12 protein-coding genes and 1 tRNA gene are annotated in these 16,427 nt (G+C 32.6%); 11 read left to right on the top strand and 2 right to left on the bottom strand.

What is annotated here, in order from left to right; genetic code table 11:
* Nucleotides 1-118: 118 nt before the first annotated feature.
* Complete coding sequence (locus tag QVZ41_RS03510; RefSeq protein WP_302883160.1) at nt 119-2,698, top strand: AsmA family protein; 2,580 nt, start codon at nt 119-121, stop codon at nt 2,696-2,698.
* A gap of 74 nt (nt 2,699-2,772) precedes the next feature.
* On the opposite strand, the gene trxA is transcribed toward QVZ41_RS03510, so the two are convergent.
* Nucleotides 2,773-3,132, bottom strand: a complete 360-nt coding sequence (trxA, locus tag QVZ41_RS03505) for a thioredoxin (RefSeq protein WP_420896112.1) — start codon at nt 3,130-3,132, stop codon at nt 2,773-2,775.
* Nucleotides 3,133-3,357: 225 nt separating this feature from the next.
* Between trxA and QVZ41_RS03500 the strand changes: the two genes are divergently transcribed.
* Nucleotides 3,358-3,756, top strand: coding sequence for a hypothetical protein (locus QVZ41_RS03500; protein ID WP_302883158.1), 399 nt, complete (start codon nt 3,358-3,360; stop codon nt 3,754-3,756).
* 58 nt (nt 3,757-3,814) lie between these two features.
* Here QVZ41_RS03500 and QVZ41_RS03495 read toward each other — a convergent pair whose 3' ends face one another.
* Nucleotides 3,815-5,905: a glutamine--tRNA ligase/YqeY domain fusion protein gene (locus QVZ41_RS03495; RefSeq protein ID WP_302883157.1), complete on the bottom strand. Its 2,091-nt coding sequence runs from the start codon at nt 5,903-5,905 to the stop codon at nt 3,815-3,817.
* Nucleotides 5,906-6,105: 200 nt separating this feature from the next.
* On the opposite strand from QVZ41_RS03495, the gene folB reads away from it, so the two are divergent.
* The 9 genes from folB to QVZ41_RS03450 all read left to right on the top strand — a co-directional run bounded on the left by folB (nt 6,106) and on the right by QVZ41_RS03450 (nt 16,389).
* A complete protein-coding gene (folB, locus tag QVZ41_RS03490; protein ID WP_302883156.1) occupies nt 6,106-6,471 on the top strand; it encodes a dihydroneopterin aldolase in 366 nt (121 codons plus the stop codon).
* Nucleotides 6,472-6,529: 58 nt separating this feature from the next.
* A tRNA-Cys gene (locus QVZ41_RS03485) sits at nt 6,530-6,603 on the top strand.
* Between the two features lie 404 nt (nt 6,604-7,007).
* Entirely contained in the window at nt 7,008-7,802 is a 795-nt protein-coding gene (locus QVZ41_RS03480; protein WP_302883155.1) for an HAD-IIB family hydrolase, read from the top strand.
* Nucleotides 7,795-8,946, top strand: a complete 1,152-nt coding sequence (locus QVZ41_RS03475) for a glycerate kinase type-2 family protein (protein ID WP_302883154.1) — start codon at nt 7,795-7,797, stop codon at nt 8,944-8,946. The genes QVZ41_RS03480 and QVZ41_RS03475 overlap by 8 nt, the downstream gene beginning before the upstream one ends.
* 7 nt (nt 8,947-8,953) lie before the next feature.
* The gene (locus tag QVZ41_RS03470; protein WP_302883153.1) at nt 8,954-10,165 is read left to right on the top strand and encodes a glycosyltransferase family protein; all 1,212 of its coding nucleotides are present in this window, start codon (nt 8,954-8,956) and stop codon (nt 10,163-10,165) included.
* 2 nt (nt 10,166-10,167) lie between these two features.
* Complete coding sequence (locus QVZ41_RS03465) at nt 10,168-11,892, top strand: sugar phosphorylase (RefSeq protein ID WP_302883152.1); 1,725 nt, start codon at nt 10,168-10,170, stop codon at nt 11,890-11,892.
* Nucleotides 11,893-11,972: 80 nt separating this feature from the next.
* Complete coding sequence (locus tag QVZ41_RS03460; protein WP_302883151.1) at nt 11,973-12,836, top strand: MBL fold metallo-hydrolase; 864 nt, start codon at nt 11,973-11,975, stop codon at nt 12,834-12,836.
* Nucleotides 12,833-14,497 (top strand): S8 family peptidase, encoded by a 1,665-nt coding sequence (locus QVZ41_RS03455; RefSeq protein ID WP_302883150.1) that lies wholly within the window; start codon nt 12,833-12,835, stop codon nt 14,495-14,497. Before QVZ41_RS03460 ends, QVZ41_RS03455 begins: the two co-directional genes overlap by 4 nt.
* A 62-nt stretch (nt 14,498-14,559) precedes the next feature.
* Nucleotides 14,560-16,389: a M1 family metallopeptidase gene (locus tag QVZ41_RS03450; protein ID WP_302883149.1), complete on the top strand. Its 1,830-nt coding sequence runs from the start codon at nt 14,560-14,562 to the stop codon at nt 16,387-16,389.
* Nucleotides 16,390-16,427: the final 38 nt, after the last annotated feature.

The following is a 16,427-nucleotide window of genomic DNA, read 5'->3' as shown; positions in this document are numbered from 1 at the left end:
TTCTTAACAGGACTTTTTTTGTGCTTAAAGAATGTTAACATTTTGTGTAATGAGTGTTTAAAATTTGTTGAACCCTCACAAGTGTACTATCTTTAATACATTATAAAAACAGAAATTTATGTTAAAGAAAATATTAAAAGGATTGGCCATTTTTATTGGAGTAATTTTTATTTTGCTGCTTATCATTCCTTTTGCATTCAAAGGAAAAATCACCAAAATAGCCAAAGAACAAATTAATAATAGCGTAAATGCAACTATTGATTTTCAGGATTTATCCATTTCGTTAATTAGGAGTTTCCCAAATGTTTCGGTGGATTTACAAAACTTATCAGTAATTAATAAAGCTCCTTTTGAGGGCGATACTTTGGCGGCTGTGGGACATACCTACATCAACATTAACCTAAAAAGTTTGTTGGGCGATGTGCCTCAAATCAACAGTATTCAGCTGGCAGATGCTTACATCAATGTAAAAGTAAATAAAGATAGTATTGCCAATTATGACATTGCATTACCATCAGATGAAACTACTGTAGAAACTGAAGAATCAGCTCCTTTTTCTTTGGCTATTCAAGAATATAGCATGGAAAACATCAATCTAAATTATTTGGATGAGGTAAGTAATATGAGTGCAAAAGTGGTGAATTTTAATCACAAAGGAAGTGGAGATTTATCTCAAAACAAAGTCGATTTAGATACTCACACCACAGCAGATGCGATTTCTTTTATGATGGATGATGTTGCTTACTTAAAAGATTTAAAATTAAATTATGATGCTGTAATTGATGTTGATTATGCCAGCGATTTAAAGTTGACATTTAAAAACAATATGGCTCAAATCAACGATTTAAACTTGGCTTTTGATGGGGTTTTTGTGATGTTAGAAGAAGCGTATGATTTAGATTTTACGTTTAAATCAGACAAATCAGAATTTAAAAGTTTGTTGTCTTTAATCCCTAATGCTTACACAGCAGATTTTCCAAATGTACAAACTACGGGAGCATTAGATTTTAGTGGAAAAATAAAAGGACAATATTCTGATACCACTATTCCAACTTTAGATATTGTGTTAAAAACAGACAACGCAAGTTTAAAATATCCTGATTTGCCTAATCGCATAGAAAACATCAATGTAGATGCTAAAGTAACCAACACCACAGGAATCATGGATGATGTAGTGGTTGAGGTAAAAAACTTTGGGTTTAAAATTGCCAAAGATGTGTTTACGGCCAATGCTTTGATCACCAAACCGATTTCTAATCCAACGGTAAAAGCAACAGTAAATGGTCAAGTAGATTTAGGAAATCTAAAAAATGCGTATCCAATTCCACCATTAGACTACGATTTAAAAGGAATTGTAAAAGCCAATATTTCTACTGCTTTTGATATGGAAGCGATAGACAAAGAGCAATTCCATAAAATTGATAGCAAAGGTAGTATAGAATTGCAAGGCGTAACGGTAGGTTCTGATTACACACCTAAACCAATTTTTGTGAAAAAAGCGGCCATGGTGTTTAATACCAAAAATGTAAGTTTACAAGAAGCATCTATTACTACAGGAGATTCTGATGTTCAGGTAAAAGGAACTTTAGACAATATTTATGGATATGCGTTTTCAAACGGAATTTTAAAAGGAAACATATCGGCAACCTCTAACCTTTTTAAAGTAGGAGATTTTTACGAAAGTGATACGACAACTGTGGTAACTACCGACACTATTAATAGCGAACAGTTTAAAATTCCAGAAAATATTGTGATGAATGCAACGGTGGATGCCAATAAGGTGATGTATGATGATATTGTATTGACTAATTTTAAAGGTGGGGCATTGATCAACGATCAGAAAATAACATTTAAAAATGCTACCGCCAATATGTTTCAAGGTGGCATTGCCTTAGATGGTTTTGTAGATACCAAGCCAAGTACCACCAAGTATGATTTTGTGATGAAATTAAAGCAATTAGATATTGCAAGTGCGTTTAATAGCATGGGAATGTTGCAAAAAATAGCTCCAATTATTAGCGCTTTTAGTGGTCGTTTTGATACTGATTTGGATATAAAAGGAGCTTTAGGAAATGATTTTATGCCAGATTTGTCTCAGTTAACGGGTGATGCTTTTGCTAACTTACAAGTAGATAAAGTAGATACTAGTAAGAATAAGTTTTTGAGCTTGGCAGAAAGTAAAATGAGTTTCTTAGATTTAGAGAAAACGGATTTAAAAGATTTAAAAACCAAAGTAACGTTTAAAGATAGTAAAGTAAATGTGCAGCCGTTTACCATGAAAGTAAAAGGAATTCCAGTAACCATTGGCGGAAGTCATAGCTTTGATAATCAAATAGATTATGACTTAAAATTTGATTTGCCAGCCAAGTATTTAGGGGAAGAAGCTGCAAGTTTGGTGAGTAAGTTAAGTGGAGCGGATCAAGAAAATATGACAGTTCCTTTGGCTGTAAAAGTAGGAGGAACCGTAACCAAACCAACCGTTTTACCAGGGATGAAAGATGCGGTGAGTGCTTTAACAGCAAAAGTTGTTGATAACCAAAAAGAAAAGGTAAAAGACAAAGTAAAAGAAGAAGCTTCTAAAAAAATAAACGAGTTATTGGGAGTTAAGAAAGACACTACAGGAACGCAACAAGAATCAGCAGGAGAGAAAGTTAAAGAAGCTGGTAAAAAAATATTAAAAGGATTGTTTGGGAAATAAGTCAATCAGAAAAATAGATAGATAAAAAAAGCACCCAATTGGGTGCTTTTTTGTTTTTGATAAAAAGAGCTTTTTTACTTCTCTACTTTTAAAATATCTTTAATCAATTCTTCAAATTGTTGTTTTGGTAATGCTCCTTGAGCCATTTGTGGTTTTTCTCCTTTTGGGCAAAATAATAAAGAAGGAATTGAACGAATTCCAAAAGCACCCGCCAATTCTTGTTCAGCTTCAGTATCTACTTTATAGATGTTTATTTTTCCGTTGTATTCTTTCTGTAATTCTTCTAATAATGGGGCTAAAGCCTTACAAGGTCCACACCAGTCAGCATAAAAATCTATAATTGCAGGAACCTCTCCAGCAAAATCCCATTCTTGAGATTTTTCAAAATTAAATACTTTGTCTAAAAAATCTTGTTTGGTTATTGTTTGTACCATTCTGTTGTTGTTTTGGGTTTTATTCTCAAATATATTATTTACTAAGTCGAAAATAAGTAACATTTATTACACAAAATAATATTATGGTAGTAGTTATAATTTTTAATTCTAGTTGAGTTTTGTACAAAATGTTAAAAGCTGAAAAAGAAAGGGTAACAATAAGTATGATTTAAAAGTTAAATTAATATAGTTAACAACTAAGTTGACTTGTTAATAAATATAATTATGTTTAAATTAAGTAAAGAGAAAGAAGTTCAGTTAGAAAAAATGGTGTTTTTAGAAATTCGAAACAAACAATTTTTAAGGTTTCCTGACAAAGAGTATTATGAAGGCTTGTCACTTTTAAGTGATGAAGAAAAAAATGTGTTTTATAGAAAGTTTTGTGATGAAATTCATGAAATATGGACGTTTATAAATTCGAATAAAGGAAGAGTTCATAATGTACACTCTGTAAAAGAGTATGATGAGTTTGTTAGTCCTGTAAATAGAATTATATTAAGAATTTCTATAAAATATGGATTTACTCTAAAAAGGATATTGCCTAATGGGTTCAAAGAAGGACTTAAAATATTTAAAGGAGAAGAAGGTGCTTGTCATTTTATGGACAATATTAATCAGTCTTAAAGGGAGTTGTCAGTTTTATTTAAAAAAAGGAGAGACACTATATCTCTCCTTTTTTATGTTATAATATTGCTTTTTCTATAATTTCTTTGATAAAAGGACTTTTTTCATCAGCTAAAATAGCTTCTAATGTTGTTTTGTTGTCTGTTAGCAAATCATCATTAGCAACTACAATGTTAATGGCTTCTAACTTAATAGCTCCATTTTTCATTGTTAAAGATTTACTGATAAAAAATTTTTCTTCAGCTGAATTTACCCCAATAAACTTAAGCGTTAACAAACCAGCCAATACATCTTTGTTAGCAATAGCATCGTTTAGTTTTGTTGCTAAATTTCCTTTGTTTACTTTGTTTGCCAAAGGTTCAATTTCGTTTAAAAGGGCATCTCTTTCTTCGTTAGAACGCGCTTTTAAATATTTACCAGCCAAAGCAATAACTGCATCGTAAGAAGCATCATTGGCAGGAGTAGCGGTTTTCTTTTCTTCTTTTGCCCAAGAATCTGTCAATCCAACTGTACGGTTAAAAATCAATTGATTAGAAGTGCTATCAACATCTGCACAGAAATATCCTTTACGTTGGAATTGGAATCTGTCTCCAGGTTTAGAAGTCAATAAACTTGGTTCTACCAAAGCAGTAATTACCTCTAAAGAATTTGGATTGATGAATTGTTTAAAATCGATGTCTTTATGACTGTCTGGAGCTTCATCTTTAAACAAACGATCATATAAATTAACTTGAGTTTTTACAGCGTGTTTTTTAGAAACCCAGTGAATGGTTCCTTTTACTCTACGCTTACTTGCTTCGGTTCCAGAACCTGAACGAGAATCTAAATCGGCAGTACAGTGAATTAAGGTAATGTTTCCGTTTTCGTCTTTTTCTACAGAATCGGCCTTAATAATGTAAGCGTTTTTTAAACGAACTTCTCCACCAATTTTTAATCTAAAGAATTTTTTATTGGCTTGTTCTCTAAAATCTTCTCTTTCTATGTATAATTCTTTTGCAAAAGGAACTTCTCTTTCTCCAGCAGATTCATCTTCTGGATTGTTCTCTGCAATTAAAATTTCTTCTTTATCAGTAGGATAATTGTCAATCACTAATTTAATAGGATCTAAAACAGCCATCACACGTGGAGCTGTTTTATTCAATTCATCTTTAATACAGAATTCTAACAAAGCTACATCGGTTACATTGTCTCTTTTTGAAATTCCTGCAATTTCACTAAATTTTCTAATAGAATTTGGTGTGTATCCTCTACGTCTTAAACCAGAAATGGTTGGCATACGAGGATCGTCCCAACCTGCAACATGATTTTCTTGTACCAATTGTAACAATTTACGTTTACTCATGACTGTATAACTAATGTTTCTACGAGCAAATTCACGTTGTTTTGGTTGAATTTTGTTTGGGTCTGCTACTTGAGCCAAATACCATTCATATAAATCTCTATGACTTTTAAATTCTAAAGTACATAAAGAGTGGGTGATAGATTCTAAATAATCAGATTCACCATGAGTCCAATCATACATAGGGTAAATTACCCAATCATTTCCTGTTCTGTGGTGATGTTTTTTTAACACACGGTACATAATAGGATCACGCATGTGCATATTATTGTGCTGCATGTCAATTTTTGCACGTAAAATAGCTTCTCCTTCTCCAAATTCTCCATTCTTCATTTTTTCAAATAAAGTCAAGTTTTCTTCCACAGAAGTGTTTCTATATGGACTGTCTGTTCCTGGAGAAGTAGGGGTTCCTTTTTGTGCAGCAATTTCTTCAGAAGACTGCATATCAACGTATGCATTTCCTGCTTTGATGATGTCAATCGTCCAATCGTATAATTGTTGAAAATAATCAGAAGAGTATAATTCTTTGTCCCATTTAAATCCTAACCATGCTACATCACGTTTAATGGCATCTACATATTCCTGTTCCTCTTTAGCAGGATTGGTATCGTCAAAACGCAAGTTTACTGGGGCATTATATTTTTCTCCTAGCCCAAAGTTTAAACAAATAGAAGCCGCATGCCCGATGTGTAAATATCCATTAGGTTCTGGTGGAAAACGGAATCTAAGATTTTTTGGATCTAATCCATTTGCCAAATCTTCTTCAATAATTTGTTCTATAAAGTTCAATGATTTTTTGTCTTCTGCCATGTTCTTTAGTTGTGTGCACGCAATAATAAGCGGCAAAATTACGAATTAAAAATTACGAATTATCAGTTATGAATTAGGAATTAAATACAAAGGTTTATTTTAGCATATTGTTAAGAATGCGTATTCATGAGCAACAGTGTTTTGATAAATTAATTTTGAAACAAACAGTTAAACAAATCAACGATTAAACAAGATAAAAGATGGGGATTATTAGAGTACAAAATATTAGAATTTATAGCAATCACGGATGTTTAGAAGAAGAGGCAAAAATTGGTTCTCATTACAGAGTAGATGTTGAGGTAAAAGCAAATTTAAAAAAATCGGCCCTTTCTGATAAGTTGGTAGATACTGTGGATTATGTACATATTAATAAAGTAGTTGAGGAAGAAGTTTTACAACGTTCGGAATTATTAGAACATGTAGTAGAGAGAATTTTAGTGAGAATGATGAATGAAATTCCAATGATTAAAAAAGCAAAAGTTGCACTTTCTAAACTAAATCCCCCGATTGGTGGAGATGTAGAAGCAGTTACGATTGAAATGACAAAAAAAAGAAGAGAATTGTAAAATCTTAAAAAGATAGTTGCGAAACACAATATTTTATATAAATTTGCATTCGCGTTTTGGCCTTGTGGCCGAGTGGCTAGGCAGCGGTCTGCAAAACCGTCTACAGCGGTTCGAATCCGCTCGAGGCCTCCAAAACAAACCCATCAATTATTATTGGTGGGTTTTTTTATTATATATAATTCGTCTAAAGCGGTTCTCCCGAAGCCTTGGTGAGCTCTAGACTATTAAAGTAACTTCACCCATTTTTATTATAGGTTTTTATGTTTTGAACTTTTTAAATCTAAAGTGTTTTTTAGTTTTTTTAATTGGCTGAAATACTTATGTTTAAGTTTACTAAATAGCCCAATCTTGTCCTGCTTATAAGGTTGGTTTACACAAATCTCATTTCATCACCTGTTTTTTAGCAGGCTAAATTGTTTCATAAAGTTTTAACTTTAGACTTTAAGTCATATCAAAAAACACTTTCTTGTTTTTTATAAAGTCTAGTCATATGGTTCTTAAACCGCTAGTGCTTTTTTAATGTATTAATGATCAGTATGGATACAATTATATTTACAGATTTAGATGGAACTTTTTTAAACCATGATGATTATTCTTTTGAAGCATCAAAAGAAGCACGACTGGCAATTTTAAAAAAAGAGATTCCCTTAGTTTTTACCACAAGTAAAACAAAAATAGAGGTAGAATTGCTCCAGAAAAAGGTGGGAATAAAAGAGCCTTTCATTGTAGAGAATGGGGCTGCTCTTTTTGTGCCTAAAAATTACAAAGGTTTTGATTTCTCTTTTCTAAAAGAATATCAAGATTACTATATACTTCAACTAGGCGTTCCATATGATCAAATAATGCTTTTTTACAATGCTTATAAAAGTGAGTTTGAAATGTTTGGTTTTAGTGATATGACAGATGAAGAAGTAATGCAATATACAGGGCTTCCGTTAGAAAGTGCCAAAAGATCTAAAGAACGAGGGTTTACAGAGCCATTTGTGATGAAAGATGAATTTAAGGTGGAAGAATTAGAGAGGTTGGCAAAAGAATATCATCTTAAAATTACCAAAGGAGGAAGGTTTTATCACTTAATAGGAGAAAATCAAGACAAAGGAAAAGCCGTGGAAAAGTGTGTGGATCTTTTTCAAAAAATGTATCAAGAAAAAATTACTTCTATTGGTTTGGGAGATGGCGAAAATGATATTCCATTATTAGCAAGTGTAGATATTCCTATTGCGATAAAAAATCATGAAGGAAGTTATGTTAATCTGCCAACTAATAAATTGCAAAGGTCAAGTTACAAAGGAGCAAAAGGTTGGAACGAAATGATATTAAAAAATGTATAGAAAAGAACTAGAGAGTATATATTACAAAGCTTTAAACAAGGTAAAAGCAACGTCTTTAATAAAAGATAATATTTCTATTAAAGAAGAAGTGTTAACCATTGTTGGAATGGATTATCCGCTTAAAAATCATGACAATGTTTTTGTGTTTGGTGTAGGAAAAGCTGCTTATGCCATGGCCAAAGAATGTGAAGTTATTTTAGGGGATAAAATTGCTGGGGGATTTGTGATTTCTACATCAGAAGGAGATTTAAAATATACAAAGCATTACACGTCTACACATCCATTGGTTTCAGCAAAAAGTGTTGAAGCGGCGAGTCTTTTAATAAATGAGGTGTCTAAATTATCAGAAAAAGATTTGTTTGTATTCTTATTGTCTGGTGGAGCTTCGGCGATGATTGAAAAACCAATCGAGGGACTAACATTAGAAGATTTTACAAAAATATCTTCTTCTTTGTTGACTTCTGGAATAGACATCAAAGCCTTAAATACGGTGAGAAAATCAATTTCACAAATCAAAGGAGGAAAGTTGGCTAATCATATAAAAGCCAAAGGAGAAGTGTTGGTATTGAGTGATGTAATTGGAGATGATTTACATATTATTGGTTCTGCACCCATGAACAATGGAAAGTTTCCACATCATATTATAGGGAATAATAGCATCGCTTTACAAGAAGCAGCAGCTTATGTAAAACCCAAGGTTGAGTTTACAAAAATTGTGACCACTACTTTAGAAATGAGTTCAGAAGAGGCCACCCAATTCATTTCTGATGAAATCAAAAAATATGACGAGCAGTATGATAGCTTTTGTTTGTTGTTTGGGGGTGAAACCACTACGGTGGTCAAAGGAAATGGTTATGGAGGTAGAAATCAAGAATTGGCTTTAAGGTTGTTGATGACCGATTGTATCACCAAAAATATTTCTATACTAAGTGCAGGAAGTGATGGAATTGATGGAAGATCAGAAGCTACAGGTGCTTTTGTTGATAAAAATATAGATGAATTAATAACTAACAAGAATATAAATCCAAAAACCTATTTGGAAAACAGCGATAGCAATACGTTTTTTAAAGCCCTAGGTTATGATTTTGTCACAGGAATTTCTGGAACAAATGTGATGGATTTTATAATCGTATTAAAAAAATAAGAAGAGTATGGCAGATTTTTTTCAAAATGGAGTAATTACAACGTTGCAGAATTTAGGAGATAGGTCTTTGGAAGATTTAGAGACTGAATTAGAAGAGTTTAGTGAAAGAAGAGGAATGTTGTTGATGTTGCCCGCCCTTTATTCTGAGTTTGAAACCCCGGCAATGCATAACATTATAGAGGAATTGAAACATGTAAAATATTTATATAAAATTATTTTAGGTTTAGATCAGGCCACAGAAGAACAGTTTGAAGAAGTAAAAAAATTGATGTCTGTTTTACCTTGTAAAGTAGATGTGTTGTGGAATGATGGACCGAGAATTCAAGAATTGTATCACGAATTAACAGCAGAAGGTTTTCCTGGTTTAGAAACTCCTGGAAAAGGAAGAAATGTTTGGACGATGATTGGTTATGCTTTGGCAGACAAAGATGCTTATGCTTTTGCTTTACACGATTGTGATATTGTAAATTATACTAGAGAAATTCCTGCAAGGTTGTTTTATCCTATTGTGCATCCGGCTTTAGATTTTGAATTTAACAAAGGTTTCTATTCTAGAGTGACCGATAAATTACACGGTAGAGCTACAAGATTGTTATACACTCCGTTAGTGAATTCTTTGGCCAAAGTTTATGGAGAAAGTAAATATTTAGATTACATGGGTAGTTTTAGGTATTCTCTATCTGGAGAGTTTTCATTCATCAGATCTTTGGCAAGAGGTATAGGTATTTCTCCTACTTGGGGTTTAGAAGTATCTACTTTAAGTGAAGTTTATAAAAACACTTCGAACAAAAGAATTTGCCAAACCGAAATCATGGAAAGTTATGAGCACAAGCATCAAATGTTGGGCGATCAACTTTCGGGTTCCGGAATTTATAAAATGTCTAAAGACATTGCCAAAACATTGTTTAGAGTCTTGGCTCAAGAAGGTGTCGTGTTTTCAAGAGCTTCTTTTAAAACGTTACTCGCTACTTATTTTCAAGAATCAAGATTTGAGATTTCTAAATACAATGCTTTAAGTAAGTTAAATGCTTTAGAATATACTAGAGAAAAAGAAATAAAAGCGGTAGAGGCTTTTCAGAATGCCATTCAAGAAGCCTCAGAAGAATTTTACGAAGACCCAATGGGAACTCATTCTCTTTCTTCTTGGATTACGGTAAGGTCGGTGATGCCAGAATTTTCAGAAAAATTTGTTGAATACGTTAAACTAGATAATGAATAGCCATGAGACATATTTCAGATAAAAACCATACAATCAATAAAAGATTACATAAATTATATCCACCAGAAATAGCGGATAGAGCAGTAGATAGTATCATTGATTTAATTTTTAAATACAAATCAAGAATCAAATCAACTCCTTATCAACTAAGTGAAAAAGATGTGATTTTAATTACTTACGGAGATCAAGTAAATAAAGATTATGAACCTTCTTTGCAAACCTTAAAGGGGTTTATAGATAAGCATTTAAAGGGAATTGTTAATTCTGTTCATATTTTACCATTCTACCCATATTCTTCAGATGATGGATTTTCAGTGGTAAATTATGGTGCTGTTGATCCAAAAATGGGATCGTGGAGAGAAATAGAACAAATTAGTGGAGAATATAGGTTAATGGTAGATGGAGTGATCAATCATATTTCTCAATTTTCCGATTGGTTTAGGGCTTATTTATCTGGAGACCCTTATTTTCAAGATTTTTTTATTGAAGTAGATCCTTCTATAGATTTAAGTAAAGTAGTAAGGCCAAGAGCTTTGCCGTTATTGAGTGAATTTGTAGATGATGAAGGAAGAACAAGACATGTATGGACTACGTTTAGTAAAGATCAGGTAGATTTAAATTATAAAAGTCACCGAGTTTTAAGAAATGTGTTAGATGCACTATTTTATTATGTGGAAAAAGGAGCAACGCTGATAAGACTTGATGCCATTGCTTTTATTTGGAAAGAAATTGGGACAGAATGTGTGCATTTAGAACAAACTCATGAATTGATTCAGCTAATGAGAGAAGTGTTGCACGAAGTGGCTCCAGAAGTAATTATTATTACAGAAACCAATGTGCCACATCACGAAAATGTATCTTATTTTGGAAGTGGTGATGATGAAGCACAAATGGTTTACAATTTTGCTTTACCTCCGTTATTGGTGCATTCTATTTTAACAGGAAACACCAAAACTTTAACAGAATGGGGAAAAACATTGACTTTGCCGAGCGACAAAGTTTGTTTCTTTAATTTTACTGCAAGTCACGATGGAATTGGACTAAGACCTATCAAAGGAATTTTAACAGAAGAAGAAGTTCAGAGTTTAGGAAATACTGTAAAATCACACGGAGGATTGGTTTCTTATAAAACAGACCCTGATGGTAATCAAAGTCCGTATGAGTTAAATTGTAGTTATATTGATGCTTTAACACATCCTGATGAAAGAGATGATGTTAGATATAAAAGAATGATTTTAGCACAAGGAACAGTACTGGCGATGCCTGGAGTTCCGGGAATTTATTTCCATTCTTTAGTAGGATCAAGAAACTATAAAGATGGTGTAAAACACACAGGAATTAATAGAACCATTAACAGGGAGAAATACAATATAGATTGGTTAGAAAAAGAGCTTTCTATCCATGGATCATTGCCTAAAAAAATGTTGGCAAGTTATAAAAGATTGATTGCTATTAGAATTAATGAGCCTGCATTTAATCCTTTTGGAAAATTTGAGTTTTTAGAATTAGGAAATCAACTTTTTGCAGTAGATCAACATTGTGTCAATAATAGAGATAGAATTATAGCCATTCATAATTTTTCTGATGAAGAGGTTGATTGTCAATTGCCAGAAAACATATCGCTACCTTTAAGAGATTTGGTGGTTTCATCTACGGTTGTAGATTTGTTAAGTACTTCTATAACATTAAAACCTTATCAAATGATGTGGTTAAAAGGAAAATTATAAAAGTTTTTTTCTAAAAAGAATATTTAATAAAATTAATGGCTCAATCTAAAGTCTTTTATATCTTTAAATAAAATCATAAGATGACTTTATACCCCATAGAATCTGGAAATTTTAAGTTAGATGGAGGAGCCATGTTTGGGGTAGTGCCCAAAGCTATTTGGCAAAAAACCAATCCCGCAGATGCCACCAATAAAATTGATATTGGAATGCGTTGTTTGTTAATAGAAGATGGAGATCGATTGATATTAATTGATACCGGCTTAGGAAATAAACAAGATGATAAGTTTTTTAGCTATTTAAGTCCTTGGGGAAATTTTACTACAGATTTATCGCTAGCAAAACACGGATTTCACAGAGATGATATTACCGATGTTTTTTTAACACATCTACATTTTGATCATGTAGGAGGTGCGATTCAATGGAACAAAGACAAAACTTTTTTAGAACCCGCATTTAAGAATGCAACCTTTTGGTCTAATGCCAATCATTGGCAATGGGCCACAGAACCTAACGCAAGAGAAAAAGCATCTTTTTTAACCGAAAATATCCATCCTATTCAAGAAAGCGGACAGTTAAAATTTGTTCCAATTAACGGAATTGATAAAACACAGGTTTCAGACTTAGGTTTTGGCATCTTTTTTGCCGATGGTCACACCGAAAAACAAATGATTCCTATGATTCAGTACAAAGGAAAAACAGTTGTTTTTATGGCTGATTTGTTGCCAACAGTTGGGCACATTCCATTGCCTTATATAATGGGTTATGATACAAGACCATTGTTGACTTTATCAGAAAAAGAATTATTTTTGAACGAAGCTGCAAAAAACGATTACATTTTGTTTTTGCAACACGATGCCCATAACGAATTATGTACCGTTCAACAAACTGAAAAAGGAGTAAGATTAAAAGAAATATATACATTTAACCAGATATTTAATTCATGAAATTATCAAAAATTATAGTAGCAACCGCAATAGGAACTTTTTTAGTAAGTTGTAATTCAATAAAAAGAATAGCGGTGCCAGAGGGTACAGATACCTCTGTAATTATTCCAAGTAAAACGGTGTTTACCCAAGAAGATATACAAACTTGGTCTCACGCAGATTTGGCAACAGATTCTATTCCGGGAATTAGTTTGGATGAAGCTTATGCGTTTTTAAAAGATAGAAAAAGTGTGCCAGTTATTGTGGCAGTTACAGATTCAGGAAGCGATATTACTCATGAAGATTTAGCTTCTAAGGTATGGACCAATCCTAAAGAAATTGCTGGAAATGGAGTTGATGATGATAAAAATGGATTTATTGATGATATTCACGGATGGAATTTTCTTGGACAAACTTATGATGAGAATTTAGAGTTAACAAGAATGTATCGCATGCAAAAACCTTTGTATGAAGGTAAAACAGGGGCGGATTTTAAGAAGAAAGAAGACTTAAAAAAGTTTGAGGCCTTTAAAGCTTTAGAAGAAGATTTTAAAAGCAATTTAGAACGTGTTAAAAAAGGTCAGGCACAATACATGCAATATGAAGACATGTTAAAAGCAACTGATGCTGCCATGCAAAATTTAACAGGAAAAGAAGATTACACTTTAGAAGATTTAAAAGCAGCAACATCAACTTTTGATTTTGTTAATTCTCAAAAAGAGATGGCTATTAAAATTTTAAGTTCAGGAAGTTCTATTGAGGAGCAACTAGAGCAATTAGAGCCGGCGGTTGATTATTACACCTCTCAAGTAAACTCATATTACAATCTTGAATTTAATGGAAGAGCTAAATTAAATGATGATGGTTACTCTATGAAAACAAAGGTTTATGGAGACAATAACGTAAAAGATCAAGGTGATGATGAAATTCATGGAACTCATGTGTCAGGAATTATCTTGGCAGATAGAAATAATCATTTAGGAGTAAACGGAGTGGTTGACAACGCTTTGTTAATGGCTGTTCGCGTAGTTCCTAATGGAGATGAGTATGATAAAGATGTTGCTTTAGGAATTAGATATGCTGTAGATAATGGAGCAAAAGTAATCAATACTAGTTTTGGAAAAGGATATTCTCCAAATTCAGAGTGGGTGTATGATGCTATTAAATATGCGGCTAAAAAAGATGTGTTAATTGTAAATGCAGCAGGAAATGATGGAGAAAATATTGACGAAAAAGCAAGTTATCCAAAAGATATTGCAGAGGGAGATAAAGAGATTTCTGATAATTTCTTAACCGTGGGAGCAGCGACTCGTTTTTACGATGAAAATTTACCAGCTGACTTTACTAATTACGGAAAAAGTAATGTAGATGTATTTGCTCCTGGGCATGATATTTACAATACAGTTCCTGATAATAAATATAAAAGTTTAAGTGGAACGTCAATGGCATCACCAGCAACAGCAGGAGTTGCAGCATTAATTCGTTCTTACTTTCCTAAATTGTCTGCAAGCCAAGTAAAACATATCATTATGAATTCTGGTACTTTGGTAAACTTAGAAGTTTTACTACCAAACGGAGAGGGTAAATTAGTGCCTTTTACAGAGTTATCTAAGAGTGGTAGACTTGTAAACGCTTATAATGCAGTTAAGATGGCTGCTGAAATGGTGGATAAGAAAAAATAAATAAAAATATAATTAACATAGCCAGTTTGTAAAAATTACAAACTGGCTTTTTTTTGAGAAATATGAAAAAGGTCTTCGTTATTTTAGGGTTGATATCTCTAACAGCTAATGCCCAATATTGGCAACAAAAAACAGATTACACAATGGATATTGACATGGATGTAAAAACCCATCAATATACAGGGAAACAAGAAATTGAATACCGAAACAATTCGCCAGAAACACTTACTAAGGTTTATTATCACTTGTATAACAATGCTTTTCAGCCAGGAAGTGCTATGGATATGAGGGTGCAAAACATTCCAGATCCTAATGGAAGGTTAATTGTCAATACTGGAACTAAAGAATCTCCAGTAAATAAAAGTAAAATTTCATTATTAGCTCCAGAAGAGCAAGGGTATATTAAAGTAAAGTCTTTAACACAAGATGGAAAACCTTTAAAGTATGTGGTTGAAGGAACTATTTTAGAAGTAGAGTTGGCTAAACCTTTAAAGTCTGGTAAAAAGACGGAATTAACAATGGAGTTTGAAGGTCAAATTCCGTTACAAGTTCGAAGATCTGGGAGAGATAATGCAGAAGGAGTGGCTTTGTCTATGACTCAATGGTACCCTAAATTAGCTGCTTATGATGATGAAGGATGGCATGCAAACCCATATATTGGAGCAGAATTTTTTGCAGATTGGGGTGATTACGAAGTAAATATTACCATTGATAAAAATTATACAGTTGGAGGTACAGGATATTTGCAAAATGTGGATGAAGTTGGTCATGGATATGAAAATAAAGGAGATAAAGTAAATCAAAAAGTAGTAGATGGAAAATTAACATGGGAATTTAAAGCTCCTAATGTTCATGATTTTTCTTGGGCTGCAGATCCAGATTTTAAACATTTAAAACACAAAGTTACAAATGGGCCAGAGGTTCACTTTTTGTATAAAAATTCTTTAGCGGATGATAGAAAAGAGTCTTGGGAAAAATTACCAGGAATTATGGATCAATTGTTTGCTTTTTATCAAGAAAATGTTGGTGAATATCCATACAAACAATACAGTGTTATTCAAGGTGGTGATGGAGGAATGGAATATGCCATGTGTACTTTAATTACTGGAGATAGAGATTACAGAAGTTTGGTGGGAGTGGTTGCTCACGAATTAGCACATACTTGGTTTCAATTTTTATTAGCTAGTAACGAAACCAAACACGCTTGGCAAGATGAAGGTTTTACTACATATATTTCTACCTTGATAGAAAATAAGATTTTTGAAGATGAAAACGGGTTCGACAATGTTTATAAATCTTATGCAAGTTTGGTAGGTTACGGAATAGAACAGCCTTTAACTACTAATGGAGATGAGTTTGATTATAGTTATGGGTATGGAGTGTCAACTTATAATAAAGGGGCATTGTTTTTGTGCCAATTGAAATATATTATTGGAGAAGATGCTTTTAAAAACACGTTAAAAAATTACTATAAAGAATATGTTTTTAAACATCCTAAGCCTGAAGATTTTATTAGAATTGCAGAGAAAGCATCAAACATGGAATTAGATTGGTATTTGAATCATTGGACAGAAACCACTAAAACCATAGATTATGAAGTCTTTCCATCTATTACAAATCAGGTAAATCTTCATAATAAAGGAACCATGGAAATGCCTGTTGAAGTAACAGTAACATATGAAGATGATAGCCAAGAATTATTTTATATTCCTTTGGCTAGAATGAGAGGAGAAAAAAAAATAAATGCTACCTTATTAAAGGATTGGAATTGGACAAATCCAGTATATACTTTTCCTGTAACTAAGACCTTAAAAAAAGTTGAAATAGACATACAAAACCAAACAGCTGATATTGATAGAAAAAACAATGTTTGGGTAAAAATGGTAAAGTAAGAATAGAGTTTTACATTCTTTAGCATAATTAATACAAA

The sequence above is a fragment of the Wenyingzhuangia gilva genome, from assembly GCF_030519655.1.
In the GTDB taxonomy this organism is placed as follows: Bacteria; Bacteroidota; Bacteroidia; order Flavobacteriales; family Flavobacteriaceae; genus Wenyingzhuangia; species Wenyingzhuangia gilva.
Note: the sequence above shows the minus strand (reverse complement) of the source record. Positions and strands in the feature narration are given on the sequence as shown.

Excerpts from the sequence above, each read along its gene's own strand:
- QVZ41_RS03510 (WP_302883160.1), top strand. The coding sequence starts at position 119 with ATGTTAAAGAAAATATTAAAAGGATTGGCCATTTTTATTGGAGTAATT.
- trxA (WP_420896112.1), bottom strand. The coding sequence starts at position 3,132 with ATGGTACAAACAATAACCAAACAAGATTTTTTAGACAAAGTATTTAAT.
- QVZ41_RS03500 (WP_302883158.1), top strand. The coding sequence starts at position 3,358 with ATGTTTAAATTAAGTAAAGAGAAAGAAGTTCAGTTAGAAAAAATGGTG.
- QVZ41_RS03495 (WP_302883157.1), bottom strand. The coding sequence starts at position 5,905 with ATGGCAGAAGACAAAAAATCATTGAACTTTATAGAACAAATTATTGAA.
- folB (WP_302883156.1), top strand. The coding sequence starts at position 6,106 with ATGGGGATTATTAGAGTACAAAATATTAGAATTTATAGCAATCACGGA.
- QVZ41_RS03480 (WP_302883155.1), top strand. The coding sequence starts at position 7,008 with ATGGATACAATTATATTTACAGATTTAGATGGAACTTTTTTAAACCAT.
- QVZ41_RS03475 (WP_302883154.1), top strand. The coding sequence starts at position 7,795 with ATGTATAGAAAAGAACTAGAGAGTATATATTACAAAGCTTTAAACAAG.
- QVZ41_RS03470 (WP_302883153.1), top strand. The coding sequence starts at position 8,954 with ATGGCAGATTTTTTTCAAAATGGAGTAATTACAACGTTGCAGAATTTA.
- QVZ41_RS03465 (WP_302883152.1), top strand. The coding sequence starts at position 10,168 with ATGAGACATATTTCAGATAAAAACCATACAATCAATAAAAGATTACAT.
- QVZ41_RS03460 (WP_302883151.1), top strand. The coding sequence starts at position 11,973 with ATGACTTTATACCCCATAGAATCTGGAAATTTTAAGTTAGATGGAGGA.
- QVZ41_RS03455 (WP_302883150.1), top strand. The coding sequence starts at position 12,833 with ATGAAATTATCAAAAATTATAGTAGCAACCGCAATAGGAACTTTTTTA.
- QVZ41_RS03450 (WP_302883149.1), top strand. The coding sequence starts at position 14,560 with ATGAAAAAGGTCTTCGTTATTTTAGGGTTGATATCTCTAACAGCTAAT.